We start from the raw sequence: 20,259 nt of genomic DNA, 5'->3' as shown, positions 1-20,259 counted from the left end.
CGCAGGCGCGGTAGCCGCAACTCAACCGGATCTCCGAACACCGGCAGATCCCGAACCCGGCGCATTGTGCGGTCGTGGATCGCTTCAACCCGGCCGCCACACCCCATGCAGGTTCGCGCCACTCCAGGTTCTGGTGCCAGCTCCACCACCAGCCAGCGCAGCGCCCCACGCATCTCGTGACGCCACTCCCCAACCCGGTAGCCCACCCAGCCACCCAGCTGGGCCATACAATCCCCTTCGGCCACGGCCGACCCCTGTTTGTAGTCTCGACAACCACAAATTAGCCGGGTCGGCCGTGCGCCTCTCCCTCAGTTGGGAGAAGAACCTTTTTTTATTGGAACCGGTGTGGCCGGAGTCCGGGTCGGAAACGGAAAAGGCGAGCCACCTGGGCTCGCCTTTTCCATGTTCCGGAACGGTGTGGCCGGTATCGGTTGCCCGTGCCCGGCGAAGACCTCAGCGCGGAGCAGCGCTTGCCTTGGTGGCTGCCGCGCCTGCCGGCGACGTCGCCGGCAACTCGCTGCTGTCGACGTACAACGACGTCTCTTCGATATCCGCGTCCAGCCACCGTTGCTGGGGCAGGCCCACGGCGCGGTCGAGGATGGTCGGCAACAGGCCCGACGGCAGTGAACTTTCGCTGTTCCAGAGCAGCGCGACGCCGAAATCGCGGTCGGGCAGCATGGCGATCAGCCCACGGTAGCCCTGCACTGCACCGCCGTGAAATACGACGCGCTCACCGGCGTAGTCGTAGACCCGCCAGCCCAGCGCGTAGCTGGCCGAATTGAGGCGCGTGCGCCGCCACGACGAGCCGCGGATCTCGGTCGGGGTGGACACCAGCGGCTGGTGCAGCGTCGCCAGCAGCGGTGCCGGCAGCACGTCCGGGCGATAACCGGTGTGCGCCAGCAGGTACTGCGCCATGTCGCTGGCACTGGCATTGACGCCTGCGGCCGGAGCCACCTGGTAGTAGGTCGACTTCGGCCGAACGGACACCCAACCCGAACGACCGCGCACGTGCGGCTTCGCCCAGCGCGCGCTCGACTCGATGCCTTCCAAGCCCAGGCTGGCGTCGTTCATGCCCAGCGGCTTGAGGATGCGACGCTGCACTTCCTGGCTGTAGAAGTCACCAGTGGCCGCGAACACGATGTCGCCCACGAGGCTGAAGGCGATGTTCTGGTAGCTGTAGCACGTACCCGGCTGGCACTTCAGCGGGGCGTTGGCCAGCTTGTGGGTCAGCGTGCGGTAATCGGCGTAGGCCTCGAGCTCGCGGTCGTAGGCGTTGTGCGGAAGGCCCACGCGGTGGCTGAGCACGTCGGCCACGGTGATGTGGCGCGCCGCTTCCGGATCGCTGAGCCGGAACTCGGGCAGGTAGCGGACCACCTTGCTGTCCCAGCGCAGCGCGCCGTCGTTGACCAGCATCCCGGTCAGGGTGCCGGCGAAACTCTTCGACAGCGAGGCCAGCCGGAAGACCGTGTGGCTGTCCACCGGTTCGGCGGCCTTCACGTCGGTGATCCCATAGCCCTGGGCGCTGAGCACGCGACCGTTGTGCACCACCGCCATGGCCAGGCCAGGCACGCGCTGGTTGGCGACCAGCTGCTGCGCCATGGCCTCGAACTGGCGCACGTCGAACGCGCTGGACAACGGCTTGAGCGCCTGGCGGGCGTACGTGGTGCGATGCTGCTGGCGGGCAAGGTCGTGGTTGGAACCATCCGCGCGTGCCGCAGACGCGGCGTTGGGCTGCGTCTGCCGCCAGTGCACCGGCGTCTGCGCTGTCGAACCCAGGGTCAGGGTGAGGAGGATGGCCGATGCGCCGATGCGCAAGGTCGTCCGTGACCGCCGGGGTGCGTGTTCTTTCATCGTTCGCAACGCCTGCGTATGCTCAAGCTTCGGTCGATGATAGCGCCGTTCTCAAGGACGTGGGGGAGCAATGATGGTCAGCTTCATGATTTTGTTGGTATTGGTGATCGGGATCGTGGTGTGGGCGGTGGGCCAGTACAACGGCCTGATTGCGGCCCGCAATGCGTTCAGGAACGCCTTCGCGCAGATCGACGTGCAGTTGCAGCGCCGATTCGAGTTGATTCCCAACCTGGTGGAAACCGCCAAGGGCTACCTGGCGCACGAGCGGCAAACGCTGGAGGCGGTCATCGCCGCCCGGGGCGCCGCCATGGCGGGCCTTGCCGCGGCCCATGCCAGCCCCGGCGACCCGGCGGCGATGGCCCAGCTGGCGAGTACGCAGGGCCAGCTGAATGGGGCGCTGGGGCGGCTTCTGGCGGTCGCAGAGGCCTACCCGGAGTTGAAGGCCAACCAGAACATGATGCAGCTCACCGAGGAGCTGACCAGCACCGAGAACAAGGTCGCCTTTGCCCGGCAGGCCTACAACGATTCGGTGATGGCCTACAACAACCGTCGCGAGGTGTTCCCGGCCAGTCTCATCGCCAACAATTTCCGCTTCGGGCCTGCGGCGCTGCTGGAGATTCCGGCCGAAAAGGCGCAGATGCGCGAGGCCCCGCAAGTCCGGTTCTGAGGACATGAACTTTTTCGAGCGCCAGGACCAGGCCCGACGCATGTCGGGTCGGCTCCTGCTGCTGTTCGGCATCGCGGTGCTCGGCATCGTGGCCGCGGTGACAGCGGTGATCGCGGTGTTCCTTGGCCCGCGGCCGGGACCGTTGCTGGCCGGTGCCATCGGTACGCTGGCGGTGATCGGGCTGGGGTCGCTGTACCGGATCAGCAGCCTGGGAAGCGGTGGCGAAGCCATCGCCCGGGAGCTGGGCGGCGTGCAGGTGAACGAAGACACCCGGGACCCGGCACTGCGACGCCTGCGCAACGTGGTGGAGGAGATCGCCATCGCGTCCGGCGTAGCGGTGCCCAAGGTGTTCGTGCTGGAGCAGGAGGCGGCGATCAATGCGTTCGCCGCGGGCTATTCGCCTGCCGATGCCGCCATCGCGGTGACCCGCGGCGCGCTCGAGCGACTCAACCGCGACGAACTGCAGGGTGTCATTGCCCACGAGTTCAGCCACATCCTCAATGGCGACATGCGGCTGAACATCCGCCTGGTCGGCGCGCTGTTCGGCATCCTGATGGTGGGCCTGATTGGCCGCAAGGTGCTGGAACACGGCCGTATCGGGGGCGGTCGCCGCGGCAGTGGCGCGGTCGTCGTCCTGGTGGTCGCGCTCGTGGCCATGCTGATCGGCTACGTGGGCCTGTTCTTCGCGCGGATGATCAAGGCAGGGGTCAGTCGCAGCCGCGAGCGACTGGCCGATGCGTCGGCGGTGCAGTTCACCCGGCAGACCGCGGGGCTGGCCGGTGCGTTGAAGAAGATCGCAGGCCTGCATGAAGGCTCCCGGATCGCGCAACGCGGTGACGCGGAGGAAGTGAGCCACATGCTGTTCGGCGACGGCGTGGGATTACGTGGCTGGTTCGCCACCCATCCGCCCCTGCTCGAACGCATCCAGGCGTTGGAGCCCTCGTTCGGCGAAACCGAACTGGCGCGACTGTCGCACGGTTGGACGCTGCATCCACCGCATGGCCTGGAGGAGGACGTCATGCTGGGGCTGGCCGGACCGCATGCAAGCCCGGCATTGCCCGCCGTCGACGCGGAGCACATGCTCGCGCCCGGCCGCGTGGTGGACGAGGTGGCCGCTCCGCAGGCCGAGGATTTCGTGTTGGCCGGCGCCATCGTCGAAACCCTGCCACGGGAGATACATGACTTGGCCACGCGCCGGGAATCCGTGATGCCGCTGTTGGTCGGCCTACTGCTGGACCAGGATGCGGAGGTCCGTGAGCGGCAGCTGTTCGAGGTGGCCGCGCGGATGGGCGCGGTCGTCGCCGGAGAAGCGCAGGTGTTGCGCGAACAGACCCTGGCCACACTGCATCCGATGCACCGACTGCCCCTGGCCGCGATCGCCTTCCCGGTGCTGCGGCGCCGGCCGAAGCCCGAACTCGACGTGTTCCTTGATGCGATCCATGCGCTGGTCCACGCCGATGGCAAGGTGTCGCTGTTTGAGTATTGCGTGGCGTGCCTGCTGACGGTGCAGGTGCGCGAGTCGCTGGATCCTTCCCGGTATGCCCGCTTCGGCCGCAGCAAGCTGGATGCCGTGCGGAGCGAAATCGCCACCCTGCTGGCCGTCGTGGCGCAGCATGGGCATGCCGATGCGGACACGGCGCGCCACGCGTACCTGCGTGGCATCCAGCGTGCGCTGCCGATCGATGCGCTGCCCTACCTGCCGCGTGCGCAGGGCGTGACTTCGCTGGATGACGTGTGGGTGGCGCTGGACGCCCTGTACCCGCTGGGGAAGCAGGCGCTGGTGGAAGCGTTGACGGTGACCATCAGCCACGACGGGCGTACCACCGTGGCCGAGGCGGAATTGCTGCGCACCATCTGCGCGATGCTGCATTGCCCGCTGCCGCCGATGCTGCAACCGGCACCGAGTCAAGCCGTTTGAACCGGCGGGCGGCTCAACTCGTGATCACGTCGCCATGCCGTAGCGGCTGAAGAACTCCTCGGGGCTCATGTGCGCCAGCGCGCGGTCGCCCGAGGCCTCGATGTAGCCGACCGAGCGCGCGTAGGCCTCCCACTCCGCCTGCATCTCCGCCAGTTTTTCGGGGTGTTGCGCCGCGACGTTGACCTGCTCCTGCGGATCCTCGCGCAAGTCATAGAGCTGCCATTCGCTCTGCCCGTATGGCGGCGCCAGGAACAGGATCTTCCAGCCGCCCTTGATCACCGCCTTGCACTCGATCATCTCGAAGCCGAGCGGGTCGTATGAACCGCGGATGGGCTGGCGCGAGCTTCGCTCCAGCCATGCGCGCCAGGAGCGACCGTACAGCGGCGCGAGCACGTGGCCGTTGCGCTCCTTTGGCCGCTCGACCCCGGCGTAGTCGAGCAGCGTTGGCACGATGTCGGTGGCGTGCAGCAGCTGGTCGGTTACAATCCCGCGCCGCTCGACGCCCGGCCCCTTGACGATCAGCGGCACCTGCACACCGCCCTCCGAGGTGGTCAGCTTGAAGTACGACAGCGGGGTGTTGCAGGCCTCGGCCCAGGCGCCGCCGATGGAGACGAACGAGCCCTTTCGCCCCATGTTCCCGGGGCTGTTGTCGTACCAGGTGTCGATCTGCTCCGGCGTGCTGGCGGAGTAGAAGTGCGGCTCCTTCGGGTTGGCGCCGTTGTCCGACATGAACACCACGATGGTGTCGTCCAGTGCGCCTGTCTCCTCCAGGTAGCCGAGCACCTGGCCGATGCCGGCGTCGGCCATCTCGATCATCGCCGCGCACAGTTCCATCTTGCGCGCCTGGCTGCGCTGCTCGTCGGGCGGCAGCTCGTCCCACTCCGGGAAATGGCCGGTCCCCGGGTTGATCTCCAGGTCCTGCGGGATCAGTCCCACCGCCTTCATCCGCCGGGTGCGTTCGGTCACCATCGCCGGGTAGCCGCCGTCGTAGCGGCCACGGTAGCGGTCGAGCCATTCGTCCGGCACCTGCAGCGGGTCGTGCGGCGCGGTGTAGGCCAGGTAGGCGAAGAACGGGCGATCGGCTGGCCGCTCGCGCAGGAAGCCGATCATCCGGTCCGTGTAATAGGTGGTCGAATAGAAGTCGTCCGGCAGGGCGTCGGTCACGTCGCGGCCGTTGTCGTCGTACAGCGTATGCGGTCCCTCGCTCGGCGCCAGTTCGCGCGCGTCGGCGAAGTGCGAGGCGCCGCCGCCGAGGAAGCTGAAGACCTGCTGGAAGCCGCGGTCCTCGGGTCGCTGGCCGTCGTTCTTGCCGAGGTGCCACTTGCCCGCCATGCAGGTGAAGTAGCCGCCATCCGACAGCAGTTCGGCGATGGTCGCGACGTTGGCGTTGAGCGTGCCTTCGTAGCCCGGTTGCATGAACTGGTTCATCGAGTGCATCGGCGGCATCACGCCCAGGCCGTTGAGGTGGTTGTCCACGCCGGTCATCAGCAGCGAGCGCGTGGGCGCGCACAGCGAGGACACGTAGAAGTTGCGGAAGCGCACGCCTTCCTCCGCCAGCCGCGACAGGTTCGGCGTGGCGATCTCGCCACCGAAGGGCGCGCAGTCCGAATAGCCCATGTCGTCGACGACGACGAGCAGGACGTTGGGGCGCTTGCTTTGCGTGGTCATGGGTCGTTCCTCCTGTGTTGGTTGGCCAGCCAGGCGCTGGCCATGTCCACCGCGCGTGCGGTGGAGGTTCCCAGCGCGTCGTCGGCGCGCAGGATGTCGACCCGTCGGTCGGGGTCGAGCTTGCCGCTGCGCTGCAACTGGCTGGCGGCGTCTTCGGACAGCCCTGCGAGATACAGACGGCCTCCGGCGCGTTCGACAGCCTCGGAATAGATGTCGAGGACTTCAATCAGGGTGGCGCCCAGCCGCTGCCGTCCGCGCAGGCGGATGACCACCGCCGGCTGCACCGCGCCGGCAGGGTCCGGCAGTTGCTCCTCGAACCGCCGTGCACCGGCGAAGAACAGGCTGCCGTAGACCTCCAGCACCGTGGTGGCGCGGCTCGGGAGGCTTGCTGGCGGATCGGACTCGTGGATGCGGCCGTCCGGTTCGCGGCTCAGGACGCGCACGCTCACGTCGTTCGCCGAGGACACCACGAACAGCAGCAGGGTCAGCACCACGCCGATGCCCACGGCCACCGGGATCGGCAGCACCAGCGTGGCGGCGAAGGTCGCGACCATCGGCAGCAGCGCACCGATCCCGGTGCGCCACACCGAGCGCAGCTCGCCCATGTCGATGGCGCCCACGCCCGCCATGATCATCAGCGCCGCGAGCACCGTCATCGGCACCTGGCCGACCAGCCCGGGGAAGATCAGCACGATCGCGAGCATCCACACGCCACCGGCGACGCCGGCCCAACGGCTGCGCGCGCCCACGGCCACGTTCAGCGCGGTCTGCCCGACCGAGCCGCCGGCCGGGATTCCGGAAAACAGGCCGCTTGCCGCATTGGCGACGCCCTGCGCGACCAGGTCCTTCGACGCATCGTTGGGCGTCCCGTCCGGGTTCCTGACGCCCTGGCTCACGCCGATGCCCTGGATCCCGATGATGACCGCGACCGCTGCCGCCGCGCCGACCAGTTGCGGCCCCAGCAGCGTCAGATTCGGCAGCGCGGGGGAGGGCATCCCGCGCGGGATCGGACTGACGTCGTCGATCAGGGTGACGCTGCCCAGCCCGAACACGGCGACCGCGAGCGACGGCAGTACCAGCGCGACCAGCGAAGCCGCGGCAGCGAAGCGGGTGCGTCGCATGCCGAGGAGGATCGCGATTGCACCGAGCCCCACCAGCAGCGTGGCGATGTCGAACCGACCAACGTGGGCGACCAGGTCCGCCAGTTGTACGAGTTCGTTGCCGCCGCTGGGCTGGTAGCCGACCAGTGGGGCCAGCTGGTCCATCACCAGCACGGCGGCGACGCCGCTGAGGAAGCCGGTCATCACCGAATGCGAGACGAAGCGGGAGAGCCGGCCCAGCCGCAGCACGCCGAATAGCGCCAGGAACACGCCGACCATCAGCACCAGCAGGAACATGGCCTCGGCGCGCTGCGCCCCGGGGTAGGCCGCGATGGCCTGGCCCGCCGCCAACGCCGAGGCGCTGGTGGTCGCGATCTGCATCAGCTGCGTGCTGACCAGCAGGCTGCCGCCGATCGGCGCGACCACGCTGGTGTACAGCCCGTAGACCGGGTTGACGCCGGCGAGCGCGGCTGACGCCAGGCCGTCGGGCACGCTGATGACCGCGTTGACCAGCCCGGCCGGCACGTCCTTGCGGACGATGCTGCGCCAGTCCCGGCCCGGACGCATCGGGACTGCCGCCTCACCCATCACCCGGCTCCTGGGCAACGGATACCAGCCACTCCTCGCTTTCCTCGACCGCTGCGCGGGTGGACTGCCCACGGAACGCCGTCGCCTCGTGGATCCGCACCGGCCCCTGCAGGTCCAGGCGCCCGGTGCGCACGATCTGGCGGTGGGCCGCGGGGTCGACGCCGCTCAGGTACAGCCGCCCGCCGGCGTTGCCGATGTCACGGGCGTAGCGGGCCAGCACCTCCAGCAGGGTCGCGCCCATCGAAGCCAGCCCGCGCAGCCGCAGCACCACCACCGGACGTTCAGCGCCGCCCACCCTGGGCAGCAAGCGCTCGAGGGTGTGGGCACCGGCATAGAACAACTGTCCGTAGCCGTCGAGCACGGTCACCTGGCGGGCGGACAGCGTGGCCGGCGGCTTGCGCTCCTCGATGGCACCGTCGTCGTGGCGGACCAGTTCGACCAGCGAGATGTCGGTCGAGGCCTGGGTGATGTAGAGGAACGCCGACAGCACCACCCCGAATCCCACCGCGGCCTGGATCGGCAGGAACAGCATCGCGACGAAAGTGGTGCCGCCCGCCAGCCACGACGGCCATCCGGCCTCGACCACGAGCCGGATGTCGCGCGGCTTGATGCTCGACACGCCCGCCAGGATCAGCAGCGCGCCGAGCGCGGGCATGGCGACCACGCCGACGGCGCCCGAGAACGCGAGCACGATGACCGCCATGATCAGGCCGGCGAAGATCGACGCCCAGCGCGACTGTCCGCCGTACAGCACGTTGAGCGCGGTGCCGCTGACCGAGCCGCCGACCGGTGCGCCGCGGAACAGCCCCGACACCATGTTGGCGGCGCCGATCGCCATGAAATCGCGTGAGCTGCTATGCCGGGCGCCGTCCGGGTTGGGCACGCTCTGGCCGACGCCCGCCGACTGCACGAGGATGATCAGCGCAACCGCGATCGCACCGGTGATGACTCCGGGTGTGAATGCGGACAGCGGCGGCAGCGACGGCAGCGGCAGGCCCTTCGGGATGGTGCCGGTGTCGCGGACCAGTTGCACGTCTGCGAACAAAGGCAGCAGCGCGAGTAGCGACGGTACCACCACCGCGAACAGCCGGCCGTACTGGCCGACCTTGGTGCGTGGCAGCAGCACCGCCAGCAGCAGGGTCAGCGCTGCCAGTGCCAGCGTCGGCAAGTGCACCGAGCCGAGGTCGGACAGCAGTTGCACGGCGCCGGTGACGCCGCCGGGCGCGTCGCGGCCGGTCACGTCCGGCAACTGGTTGAGGATCAGCAGCACAGACACGCCGGTGAGGAAGCCCAGGGTCACCGAATACGACACGAAGCGCAGGAACCGCCCCAGTCGCAACCACCCGGCCCCCAACTGCAACGCCCCGACCAGCAGGACCATGGCGAACAGGCCGTCCGCCCGCGCCTGGCCCGTGAGCCCGCCCAGCGCCTGCGATGCCGACAGCGACGCCGCCGCCATCGTGGTGATCATCATCAGCTGCGTGCTGACGAGCGCACCGCCGACGGCCGGCCCGAAGATCGTGCCGTACAGGCCGTGCACCGGGTTGACCCCCAGCAGCGCGCCGTTGGCCATGCCGTCGGGCACGTTGCTGATGGCGCTGCTGAGCCCGGCCATCGCGTCCTGGCGCAGCGCCGCGCCCTTGGGCAGCCGCAGCCACGGCCGCCTGCGCACCGCGGCGCGCAGGATATTCAGGCCAGGCTGGTCGTTCTGTGCGACTTCGCCAACAGGATCCGACGCGCTCATGGCGCGGCCACCCGTCCGGCGCGCCGCCCGAACTCGCCGGCAGCGACAAGGACCACCCCCATGCTGATCAGCGACGCCGCCAGCACCATCAGGAAGACATCGGGTTGTGCCGCGAAGCTGCCCTGCGCGATCACGAACGCGGCCGCGTAGTTGCGCTGCGCGGAGGCCAGGGCCAGGGTCCTGCGGACCTCCGGCGCGGATCCGCCGAGCAGGTAACCGGCGCCCAGGCCGACCAGGATGATCGCCAGCGCGGAACCGATCGCGCCGCTGCCGAACAGGTCGAGCACCTGCGGCACGTTGGCCAGGTTGAAGATGAGCATCAGTGCCAGGCTGAGGTTGGATATCTCGCCCATGACCACCCGGGTAGACTCCGCTTCCTTGTCGTAGCGAAGATTCACCAACAGCCCGGCGGCCAGTGGCAGCAGGATCTGGATGAACAGCGGCAGTGCGATGGCCATGGCATCCACCTCGACGCCCGGCACCAGCCAAGGCAGCGCGAACGGCAGGTAGGCCACGGTGGCAACGACCAGCAGCACGACCAGGCTGGCCGCCACCGCATTGTCGCCGCGTGCCATCTGGGTCGCCTTGATCGCCAGCGGCGCCCCGGCCACCGCGCTCATCAGGATCAGGCCGATGCCGAGATCGGGCGCGATCGGCAACACCCGGACCAGCAACCAGGCCAGGGCGGGCAACAGCACGAAGCTGATCCCCAGTGCCGCGGCGACCAGCCTGCCGTTGCGCAGCGGTGCCAGCAGGTCGCGCACCGTCAGGCCCAGCCCAAGGCCGAACATGCTGGTGACCACGAAGGCCAGGGTGAACGCCTGGTTGAGGGTGCCGATGATCTCGTTCATGCGAGCGCCTCCGCGCGGCCGTTCACGGCGACCGGGGTCGCCGTGAACGGCCCACGCCGCAGATCAGGGACGCAGCGCGTTGCGCAACATGATGCGCGCGACGCCGTTGGAGATCAGCGAGAAGCCCGTGAGCAGGCCGATGAAGGCGACCGAACTCTGCGGCCAGCCGATCATGATCAGCACCGCCAGCACGATCGACACCAGGCCATCGAACAATACCCAGCCCCAGCCTTTCATCGGCTTGAGCCGGAACGCGAACACGCAGCCCACAATGCCGCCGGCCAGCAGGAAACTGCCGACCAGCAGGGCGAGCGAGGCCACCGCCGCCATCGGCATGACCAGCACCAGGATGCCCAGCAGCAGGATCAGGATGCCGGAGGTCAGCCTCCAGCCGAATCCCTCCAGGGCACGCGTCTGTACCGCATGCACGATCCCGAATATCCCGCCCAGCACGAGCAGCCATCCCAACATCATGGCAGTCGCCAGTGCGGCGAACGCCGGCATCATCACGGCCAGCACTCCAGCGATGATCAGCAGTACGCCCCAGGCAAGCAACCAGCCGGTGCCGGTGCCCGTATTTCCCTTCGATTCGCTTGCGGCATTCATGCAACACTCCTTCCAGTGGGTGGACGGAACAGCATCGGGTTTACCCGGAACCGCAACCTCAGGCCATTCAAGCGCGACACCACTCGACGGCAAGCGGTCCCGGCTGCATTCTGCGACCGGCTTCGATCGGGTTCAACCAAGGCGCTTGCCGTGACCGAACAACAAGTCGTAACCGAGCTGCACCGTACCCTCGTGCTCTGCCTGGACCTGGGCGGGACGTTTGCGTTCGCCCTGAGTGGGGCGATGGTCGGCATCCGACGACGTCTCGACCTGTTCGGCGTACTCCTGCTTGCCTACGCGGCGTCCACCGCCGGCGGTGTCGGCCGCGACGTGATGATCGACACTGTTCCGCCGGTGGCGCTGCGCGACTGGCGCTACCTCGCGGTCTCGGTCGCTGCGGGCGGCCTTGCGTTCTTCTGTACCGGCGTCGTGAAGAAGCTGCGCGATCCCGTCCGGGTCATGGATGCCGTCGGCCTGGCGTTCTTCGCAGTGGCCGGGACGCAGAAGGCGCTGTTGTACGGGGCGGGTCCGTTGGGAGCGGCGCTGCTTGGCATGATGACGGGTATCGGTGGCGGCATCGTGCGAGACGTGCTGGTCCGGGAGATTCCCGCCGTCCTGCGCTCGGAGTTCTATGCCATTGCGGCGCTCGCCGGTGCCGCCTGCGTCGTGGCCGGCGGCCTGTTGCGGGTCCCCGTTCTCGCCAGCGCTGTGGTAGGGGGTGTGGTCTGCTTCGGCCTGCGGATGATCGGAATCCGACGGGGATGGCAGTTGCCGGTCGCCGGCACGCCCCACTGAGCGGCTTCGTGACGCAGCCGATATCCGCCCAAAACGGCGCTTACCCGGCTTTGATCAGGTCCGCCGCCCGCTCGGCAATCATGATCGTCGGCGCGTTGGTATTGCGACTGTAAATAAAATATCCCCCTTGCAAATCAAATACCTGTAATCTTCCAACTGCCGGTTTGGAAGGATATTGGAAGCCGTGCGCCCGTACCGGGTGGTTTGCAGAGGTCACCATCATGACAAAGAAGAAGGCCCGCAAGGACGGTTGGAAGCGCGTCGAGCAGGGTATCTACAAGCGTGTCTGGGCAGACGGCAGCGGTGGTGCATTGCTGGCCAAGATCACCTTGCCGGGCGGTGCGCAGAAAAACTCCGGCTCCATGCCGTACTTCACGAACACCCGCGACTCCCAGGCGACCGAGGCGGCCGTCCTGAAAGCGGTTCGGCGCTGGCGTACCGACAACCTCGAAGCCAAGGACATCCATGGCCAGGACGCCGGCCTGCGCCAGGACGAGCAGGACGACATGCTGGGGTACTGGTTCACCCAGTACATCGCCGACGCCACCCTGACGCGAGTTGCCCACGATGCACGCGAGAAGGGCAAGACTTGGACGACCTGGGACGTGGTGCCACTGCTGGACCACGAACCCGAAAGCCCGCGCGAGCGAGCCGCCCGGATCGAGCACGAAGAGGCGCAGTGCCGCGACCCCATGAAGGCAGAGTGGCTGCGGATCTATCGTCAGGCTGAGGCGGAAACCTGCCAGCGGCTGGATGGTGGATTGCCGCGGGGTGTGTCCGTGGTCGATACCACGTGGACAACGAAACAGGATGCGCTCAGGCGCGCCGCAGCGAAGCGTGGGGAAACCTACGACCCGCCCAAGCGGCAGAAGTCGCCACCCATCCCCGCACCCTTCAACCGTCCCCGCATGGGCGCCCAGGTGCTCGACACGAAGTGGGCGGCGGCCAAATGGGATCGGGACCATGCCGTCCAGGTTTTGCGGGAGCAGGCCCACGGGATCATGTCTTATCACCCCACCGCCGTGGGCAAGCGGGAGCTGGAAGACGTGGCCAAGGACATGGCCACGCGGGTGGCGCAAAACACCGCCAACCGACGGATGGTCTGCTTTGTTCGGGTCTACCGCCGGGGACGCGACGTGTGGAGGCGCCGCCCTTCCTTCGAGAAGCTCAACGGCCGCATGGAGCGCGTTGAGCGTGCCTGGTGGCCGCACGATGCGCTGCCGACCGACGGGATCAAGTGGAAGCAGCCGGAGAAGTCCAAGAGCCCCGAGATCATCACCGATGAGGACTGGGCGCTGATCCTGGGGCAGATCCACACGACCTGCCGGAACCCGGACAAGGTCATCGAGCCCACCACCGTCGCTGGGCTGTACTGGTGCAGGGCGACGGCTGCTCGGCGCGGAAACGCCCACAAGCTGGAATGGCGCGACATCACCCCTCCCAAGGAAGCCCGGCTGCAACGCACGCCCGAGGATCGGGAATGGGTCGCCCTGCTGCGGGACGTCAAGACGCCGACCGGCCAGCCCACTGACATTGAAATCCCGTTGCTGGTGGGCGGCAGTGAAACGGAGGACGGCGTGCGCCCCTTGCTGCTCGCCCGTGCCTGGGTGCTCGCTCAGCGCGCCATGACGGGTGAGCTGGACGACCGCGCGCGCGCTGCGCTGGATGGCGACTGGGAGACTGCGACCGAGCGGGAGCGCATGCGGGCACGGCGCACGGTGCGTGAGCAGTTGATGGCCGACCTGGGAACGCCGGACGACCTGGCGCGTGACCTGCGGGCGGGGCGGTTGAAGGGTCGGGTGTTCGGTGGCTCGCGGGACAAGCTGACGGCCGCCTGGTCGCGGTTGCGCGACCGCGCGGTATCGAAGCTGGAAGGGCGACTGGAAGAAGCCGAACGGCAAGGCGACCAGGAGCAGGCAGGTCTACTGGCCGCCCAGATCACGCGCATCCGCAACGAGAAGCTTCACAGCATGCGCCACAGTCGCATGACCGAAATCACAGGGATGCTGTTGCCGCAGGACGCCGCTCGGTTTTCCGGCCACAAGACCCTGGGCATGGTCATGCACTACTACCACACGACCCCAGCCAACGTGGCCAACAAGCTGCGCGCGGCCACCCAGCAGAAGAGTGCCGCCGATGAGCAGGACCAGTTGGTCCGGCTGATCGAAGGGCTCGACGAGGAGACTCGGCAAGGGTTGATCGCGGCGCTGCAGAAGCAGGCAAGCACCCGCGAGTAGCCAAGCGACGGGCCGGGTCAGTGGCCAGCTCGATTGCAGGTGCGGGTGCCCCCGGCGATGATCTCAAGCGTTGATACCGTTGGCTGGTATCAACGGGCTAAGACGGCATCAGGTGGCGTGTCTCGGTCTAGTCTGAGACGCCCCGTCGTCTCATGCGCCATCTAGAATGGCACTCCATAGATATAGGGGACCGGTGGGTTGAAGATCGAGGACATCGCCAGGGGGCAGCGGCTGGTTGGGGTGGATCCCGCTGGCCCCGTGGAAGTCGTAGCCGTAGCGCCCGGCGGGCAGGACGCCATCACCCTTGTGTTCCGGTCCTCGGCAGGGGTCATCGGCGAGCGGATGCTGTTCCGGGACGACGAAACGTCCCTGGCCGAGGCCACTGCCACACGCCCCTGGTCGTTCGCCGCTGACGGCGAGGCCTTCCAGCTGGCCGCCGAGGCGCTGCGCATCCGCTTCGCCCACCTGTTCGACCCGATGATGGCTGTCCACACTTCGGACGTAGAGCCGCTGCCGCACCAGATCTCGGCGGTGTACGAGGCCATGCTGCCGCGCCAGCCGCTCCGGTTCGTCCTGGCCGACGACCCCGGTGCAGGCAAGACCATCATGGCCGGCCTGTTGATCCGTGAGCTGATCATGCGCTCCGACGCCCAGCGCATCCTGGTGGTGTCGCCGGGCTCGCTGTCCGGCCAGTGGCAGGACGAGTTGCGCGACAAGTTCGGCCTGGAGTTCACTCTGTTCAGTCGTGAGCAGCAGGAGCTGTCCGCCAACGGCAACGCCTTCACCCAAACCGACCGCATGATCGCGCGCCTGGATCAGCTGGCGCGCAACGACGACCTGAAGGAAAAGCTGCGCGCGTCGCACTGGGACCTGGTCATCATCGACGAGGCCCACAAGTGTGCCGCCAGCTTCTCCGGCGGCGAGGTCAAGAAGACCCAGCGCTACGAACTGGCGGAGCTGCTCGGCTCGATCTCCCGCCACTTCCTGCTGATGACGGCCACGCCGCACAACGGCAAGGAAGAAGACTTCCAGCTGTTCATGGCGTTGTTGGATGGCGACCGCTTCTACGGCAAGTTCCGCGAAGGCGCCACGCGCGTGGACGTGTCCGACTTGATGCGGCGCCTGGTGAAGGAAGAGCTGCTCAAGTTCGACGGCACCAAGCTGTTCCCGCCGCGCCTGGCCTACACCGCCAACTACGACCTGTCGCCTGCCGAGGAGGCGCTGTACGCGCACGTCTCGGACTACGTGCGCAACGAGTGGAACCGGGCCGAGCAACTGGATGGCAAGCAGCGCAATAGCGTGGGCTTCGCCCTGACCATGTTGCAGCGCCGTCTGGCATCCAGCCCGGCCGCCATCTACCAGTCGCTGTTGCGCCGTCGCAAGCGGCTGGAAGAGCGGTTGGAGGAAGCCAAGCTGATCGCCCGCGGCAATCGGGTCGGGGAGGATCGCCCGGCCTACGGCAAGGTGGTGGCCATCGACGTGCCCGACGACCTGGACGAGGCCGAGGACGAGCTGTCGCCTGAGGACTTCGAGAACGTCGCCGACCAAGCGGTGGAGCAGGCCAGCACCGCCGACACCCTCGCGGAGATGGAGGCTGAACTGTTCACCCTGCGCTCGCTGGAAGCCGAAGCGCGGGCGCTGTACGACAGCGGCAACGACCAGAAGTGGCGCGAGCTGTCGCAGATCCTGCAAGACAGCGCATTGATGTTCGATGCCAACGGCAACCGGCGGAAGATCATCATCTTCACCGAGCACCGCGACACGCTGAACTACCTCAATACCAAGATCAGTGGCCTGCTGGGCAGGGCGCAATCAGTGGTCCAGATCCACGGCGGCACCAATCGCGATGAGCGGCGTCGCGTGCAGGAGGAGTTCCGCCAGAACAAGGACGTCCAGGTGCTGTTGGCCACCGATGCGGCAGGAGAAGGCGTCAACCTCCAGAACGCCAACCTGATGGTCAACTACGACCTGCCCTGGAACCCGAACCGGCTGGAGCAGCGTTTCGGTCGCATCCATCGCATTGGCCAGCGCGAGATCTGCCACCTGTGGAACCTGGTGGCGGACAAGACGCGCGAGGGCGCCGTGTTCCAACGCCTGTTCGAGAAGATCGAGATCGAGCGCCTGGCCTTGGGTGGTCGCGTGTTCGACGTGCTGGGGGAGGCGTTCACCGGCAAGCCGCTGAAAGACCTGCTGTGGGAGGCCATCCGCTACGGCGAGCGCGAGGACGTCCAGCGCGACCTGTTCAAGGTCATCGACAACAGCTTGGACTCCGAGAAGCTGAAGGAGATCTTCCGGCGCAACGCGCTGGTGGACAACCAGATGGGGCTGGACGCGCTGCATGCCATCAAGGAAGAGATGGACAAGGCCGAGGCGCGCAAGCTGCAACCGCACTTCATCCGCGCCTTCTTCCTGAAAGCCTTCGAGCAACTGGGCAGCGATGCCCGCCTGCGCGAGAAAGGCCGCTACGAGCTGCCGCACGTACCGGCGGCGATCCGCGAGCGCGACCGCCGCATCGGCCAGACCCGCCAGCCGGTGCTGCCGAAGTACGCGCGCGTGTGTTTCGAGAAGGGCGACATCCGCCTGCTCAACAAGCCGATGGCCGACCTGATCCATCCGGCGCATCCGTTGATGGGCGCGGTCATCGATATGACTCTGGAAGCGCGCCTGCCGGCCTTGAAGCAGGGCAGCGTGCTGGTCGATCCGACCGACCTGGGCACCGAGCCGCACCTGTTGCTGATGGTGGACCACGAGGTGCGAGAGGGAACGGGCGACTCCGAGCGCACGGTGTCGCGCGAGGTCCAGTTCCTGCGGATCGCGCCGAATGGCGAAGCCACCTTCGCAGGCTGGGCGCCGCACCTGGATCTGCGCCCGGCCACCGAAGCGGAGGCTGACCAGGTCAAGCCCCTGCTCGATGCGGCATGGCTCGACCAGGGCCTCGAACAGCGGGCGCTGGAATGGGCTGGCGGGCAGCTGGTGCCCAAGCACCTGTCGGCCGTGCGCGACCGCCGTTTGCGCCACATTGATCGAGTCAGCCAAGCGGTGCATGAGCGTCTGACCCGCGAGATCAACTTCCTCTCCCATCGCGCCATCGCGCTGCAGGAGGAAGTACGAGCAGGCAAGCAGCCCAGGGTTCAGCCGGACAACCTGATCCGACGGGCCGAGGAGCTGACCGCGCGGCGATCTGCGCGCCTTCAGGAGCTGGAAGCCCAGCGCCATATCGTGCCGGCCACGCCCAGGATCGTGGGAGGTGCGTTGGTCGTGCCGACCGGCTGGTTCCAGACCGGCCAGCCTGCCGCCACGCCAGCGGTCCACAGCGTCGATCCGCTTGCGCGTTCGCGCATCGAACTACTGGCCATGGAAGCCGTTGCCGCAGCAGAGCGTGCGATGGGGTACAGCCCGCGCGACGTGTCGGCGGAGAAGTGTGGCTGGGACATCACCTCGGCCGTGCCGCCGACCGGCGCTACGCTGCCCGACGATCGCCTGATCGAGGTGAAGGGCCGCGCCAAGGGCGCGACCACCATCACACTGACCAAGAACGAGATCATCGCTGCGCTAAACAAGCCCGACCAGTTCTGGCTGGCCATCGTCCTGGTCAACGAGGACGACAGCACCGAAGGCCCGTATTACCTGCAAGGCCCGGTGTCGCAGGCGCCGGACTGGGCGGAGGTCAGCAAGAACCTGGAACTGGCCGAACTGCTGGCCCGCGCCACGCGTCATGGGAGTGAGGCATGAGCCTCGCGGCGGCACGGCGTGCTGCGCCAGAAACAGAGACGCCCGCACGAGGCGGGCGTCGGGCCGGAGATGCTATCTCCGGCGGGGCTGTCTTTCATGGCCTGCGAGGCTACAAAAGAGAAACGCCCCTTGCGGGGCGTCGGGCCGGGGATGCTATCCCCGACGGGGTAGGCGCATTGTTGTCAAGGCTTGACGGCCTGTCAACAGGCAAGGAGGCCAGAACATGAACAGGGTAGTGGGCTACATCGACGGCTTCAACCTGTTCTTCGGCCTACGCGACAGTGGCCTGCGCCGCTACTACTGGCTGAGCCCGGAGCTGCTGATCCAGAACCTGATGAAGCCGTGGCAGACCCTGGCAGGCGTGCGGTATTTCAGCGCCCGGATCAGCCCCAGCCCTGGCGACCCGGACAAGCACCTGCGCCAGCAGACCTACCTCGAAGCCGTGGAAACCCTGGCCGGCGTCGAGGCGATCTACGGCCACTACCTCAGCAAGCCAAAGCAGTGCCGTGCCTGTGGTGCGCAGTGGCAGCAGGCGGAGGAGAAGATGACCGACGTGAACATTGCGGTGCGCCTGCTGGCCGACGCCATGGACGATGCTTTCGACACGGCGATGATCATCTCCGCCGACAGCGACCTGGTGCCGCCAGTGGAAGCCGTGCGTGCGCGCTTCCCGGCCAAGCGGATCATCATCGCCAGCCCGCCCGCGCGCCATTCCACCAAGCTCGCTGCCGCAGCCAACGCGTGCTTCACCATTGGCCGCAAGAAGCTGCAGGACAGCCAACTGCCCGACACCATCACCAAGCCGGACGGCTTCGTCCTCAGTCGCCCGGCGTCCTGGAACTGATCTGAACCGCATGCATCCCATCAAGACACCCAAGAAGCTCATCGAAGTCGCGCTCCCGCTCGACGACATCAACGCTGCCGCGGCGCGCGAGAAATCGATCCGGCATGGCCATCCCAGCACGCTGCATCTGTGGTGGGCGCGGCGGCCGCTGGCGGCAGCGCGGGCGGTGCTGTTCGCGCAGATGGTCAACGACCCGGGCTACGAGACCGGCAAGGGCTTCACCCGCGGGGTGAACAAGAAGGAGGCCACGCGCGAGCGCGAGCGCCTGTTCGACATCATCCGCGAGCTGGTGAAGTGGGAAAACACCAACAACGAGGAAGTCCTGGCACGGGCGCGGGCGGAGATCCGCAAGAGCTGGGAAGAGACCTGCGAACTCAACAAGAAGCACCCGCAGGCGGCCGAGCTGTTCAACCCGGCCAAGCTGCCTGCCTTCCATGACCCGTTCGCGGGTGGTGGCGCCATCCCGCTGGAAGCGCAGCGGCTGGGCCTGGAAAGCCATGCCAGCGACCTGAACCCGGTGGCGGTGCTGATCAACAAGGCGATGATCGAGATCCCGCCGAAGTTCGCCGGCCGCAGGCCTGTGGGGCCGGTGCCGGCCGGCGAGAAGCAGACCAAGATGGCGGAAGACTGGTCCGGTGCGCGTGGCCTGGCCGAGGACGTGCGCCGGTATGGGCACTGGATGCGGGAGGAAGCGCAGAAGCGCATCGGCCATCTATATCCGCCGGTGGAGATCACCGCGGAGATGGCCAAGACCCGGCCGGACCTGAAGCAGTACGTCGGCCAGAAGTTGACCGTGATCGCCTGGCTGTGGGCGCGTACGGTGCGCAGCCCCAATCCGGCTTACTCCAGCGTGCAGGTGCCGCTGGCCTCAACGTATCTACTTTCAACGATGGCCGGCAAGCAGGCTTGGGTCGAACCAATCGTTGGGGGTGGCGATTATCGTTTCAAAGTGGTGGTATCTGAAGATGGTGTGAAGCCACCAGTTACTGCGGCAAATGGCACTAAGGCAGCTGGTCGAGGCTCAAACTTCAACTGCCTCGTGTCGAGTACACCTATACCTGGGGACTACATCAAGGCTGAAGGCCAGGCTGGCCGCATGGGCTCTCGTCTAATGGCTGTAGTGGCAGAGGGAGCGAAAGGGCGCGTCTATCTTTCGCCGGATGATGCGATGGAAGTGATCGCGAGCTCCGCCGTCTCTACCTGGCAGCCTGAAGGGGATGTTCCTTCTCGATTGAGTGGAGGCACTTGCTTCGTGTATGGCTTGACGAAGTTCAGTCAGCTGTTCACGGACCGGCAGTTGGTTGCCCTCCCTACGTGTCAACATGCGACCCAACAGCTACCCTCGTTTTTTATCTATAACAAATGGGCTCCGCTGCTGGAGTACACCGATGTCCCCTGATTCACCCACCACGGCCGAGATTGCTCCCGATCCGCAACTGGAAAAGCGGACACGGCGCCGCTTCAGTGCGCCTGAGAAGTTGCGCCTTCTGGCCCAAGCCGACGCCCTTGCTCACGGCGAGCAGGGGGCCTGGCTGCGCCGCAATGGCCTCTATGCCGCCCAGCTTTCTGCTTGGCGCAAGCAGCAGACCGAGCATGGTTTGGAGGGTTTGCAGTCGCAAGCACCCGGGCGCAAGGCGGCCGATCCGCGTGAGCGCCGG

The 20,259-nt window shown here is 67.2% G+C and carries 16 protein-coding genes; 8 read left to right on the top strand and 8 right to left on the bottom strand.

Translation table 11 applies throughout. The annotated features are described in order from the left end of the window. Window positions 1–227, bottom strand: a 227-nt coding sequence (locus IP93_RS15275) for a transposase family protein (RefSeq protein ID WP_144815540.1), incomplete at its 3' end; no start/stop codon positions are given. A 226-nt stretch (window positions 228–453) separates the two neighbouring features. Beyond that, a complete protein-coding gene (locus IP93_RS15270) occupies window positions 454–1,851 on the bottom strand; it encodes a serine hydrolase domain-containing protein (protein WP_144817137.1) in 1,398 nt (465 codons plus the stop codon). An 85-nt stretch (window positions 1,852–1,936) separates the two neighbouring features. On the opposite strand from IP93_RS15270, the gene IP93_RS15265 reads away from it, so the two are divergent. Both IP93_RS15265 and IP93_RS15260 read left to right on the top strand, forming a co-directional pair. Further along, on the top strand, window positions 1,937–2,518 hold the full coding sequence (locus IP93_RS15265) for a LemA family protein (RefSeq protein ID WP_242006896.1): 582 nt from the start codon (window positions 1,937–1,939) through the stop codon (window positions 2,516–2,518). Between the two features lie 4 nt (window positions 2,519–2,522). Then, the gene (locus IP93_RS15260; protein ID WP_144817135.1) at window positions 2,523–4,436 is read left to right on the top strand and encodes a M48 family metallopeptidase; all 1,914 of its coding nucleotides are present in this window, start codon (window positions 2,523–2,525) and stop codon (window positions 4,434–4,436) included. A gap of 24 nt (window positions 4,437–4,460) precedes the next feature. Here IP93_RS15260 and IP93_RS15255 read toward each other — a convergent pair whose 3' ends face one another. From IP93_RS15255 to IP93_RS15235, 5 genes are all read right to left on the bottom strand, one after another. After that, window positions 4,461–6,104, bottom strand: a complete 1,644-nt coding sequence (locus IP93_RS15255; protein ID WP_144817133.1) for an arylsulfatase — start codon at window positions 6,102–6,104, stop codon at window positions 4,461–4,463. Continuing rightward, on the bottom strand, window positions 6,101–7,792 hold the full coding sequence (locus IP93_RS15250) for a SulP family inorganic anion transporter (RefSeq protein ID WP_199747246.1): 1,692 nt from the start codon (window positions 7,790–7,792) through the stop codon (window positions 6,101–6,103). The genes IP93_RS15255 and IP93_RS15250 overlap by 4 nt, the downstream gene beginning before the upstream one ends. Further along, on the bottom strand, window positions 7,785–9,536 hold the full coding sequence (locus IP93_RS15245) for a SulP family inorganic anion transporter (RefSeq protein ID WP_144817132.1): 1,752 nt from the start codon (window positions 9,534–9,536) through the stop codon (window positions 7,785–7,787). The genes IP93_RS15250 and IP93_RS15245 overlap by 8 nt, the downstream gene beginning before the upstream one ends. Then, window positions 9,533–10,387: a bile acid:sodium symporter family protein gene (locus IP93_RS15240; RefSeq protein WP_144817130.1), complete on the bottom strand. Its 855-nt coding sequence runs from the start codon at window positions 10,385–10,387 to the stop codon at window positions 9,533–9,535. The genes IP93_RS15245 and IP93_RS15240 overlap by 4 nt, the downstream gene beginning before the upstream one ends. 63 nt (window positions 10,388–10,450) lie before the next feature. Then, the gene (locus tag IP93_RS15235; RefSeq protein ID WP_144817128.1) at window positions 10,451–10,993 is read right to left on the bottom strand and encodes an HdeD family acid-resistance protein; all 543 of its coding nucleotides are present in this window, start codon (window positions 10,991–10,993) and stop codon (window positions 10,451–10,453) included. A 150-nt stretch (window positions 10,994–11,143) separates the two neighbouring features. On the opposite strand from IP93_RS15235, the gene IP93_RS15230 reads away from it, so the two are divergent. Continuing rightward, a complete protein-coding gene (locus tag IP93_RS15230) occupies window positions 11,144–11,788 on the top strand; it encodes a trimeric intracellular cation channel family protein (RefSeq protein ID WP_242006895.1) in 645 nt (214 codons plus the stop codon). Between the two features lie 40 nt (window positions 11,789–11,828). On the opposite strand, the gene IP93_RS15225 is transcribed toward IP93_RS15230, so the two are convergent. Further along, window positions 11,829–12,011, bottom strand: coding sequence for a hypothetical protein (locus IP93_RS15225; RefSeq protein ID WP_144817126.1), 183 nt, complete (start codon window positions 12,009–12,011; stop codon window positions 11,829–11,831). On the opposite strand from IP93_RS15225, the gene IP93_RS15220 reads away from it, so the two are divergent. From IP93_RS15220 to IP93_RS15200, 5 genes are all read left to right on the top strand, one after another. Beyond that, window positions 12,010–14,025, top strand: coding sequence for a site-specific integrase (locus IP93_RS15220; RefSeq protein ID WP_144817124.1), 2,016 nt, complete (start codon window positions 12,010–12,012; stop codon window positions 14,023–14,025). The genes IP93_RS15225 and IP93_RS15220 overlap by 2 nt on opposite strands. 258 nt (window positions 14,026–14,283) lie before the next feature. Further along, window positions 14,284–17,757, top strand: coding sequence for a helicase-related protein (locus IP93_RS15215; protein ID WP_242006894.1), 3,474 nt, complete (start codon window positions 14,284–14,286; stop codon window positions 17,755–17,757). A gap of 223 nt (window positions 17,758–17,980) precedes the next feature. Further along, entirely contained in the window at window positions 17,981–18,601 is a 621-nt protein-coding gene (locus IP93_RS15210; protein WP_144817120.1) for an NYN domain-containing protein, read from the top strand. Window positions 18,602–18,611: 10 nt separating this feature from the next. Further along, a complete protein-coding gene (locus tag IP93_RS15205) occupies window positions 18,612–20,000 on the top strand; it encodes a DUF1156 domain-containing protein (RefSeq protein WP_144817119.1) in 1,389 nt (462 codons plus the stop codon). Continuing rightward, window positions 19,990–20,259 (top strand): transposase (locus tag IP93_RS15200; RefSeq protein ID WP_158636359.1); only part of this gene is annotated, 270 nt, incomplete at its 3' end. The genes IP93_RS15205 and IP93_RS15200, both read left to right, overlap by 11 nt.

Source organism: Aerolutibacter ruishenii (genome assembly GCF_007830115.1).
Taxonomy (GTDB): domain Bacteria; phylum Pseudomonadota; class Gammaproteobacteria; order Xanthomonadales; family Xanthomonadaceae; genus Aerolutibacter; species Aerolutibacter ruishenii.
The sequence above is the reverse complement of the archived record's forward strand: the minus strand, read 5'-3'. Positions and strand labels throughout refer to the sequence as shown.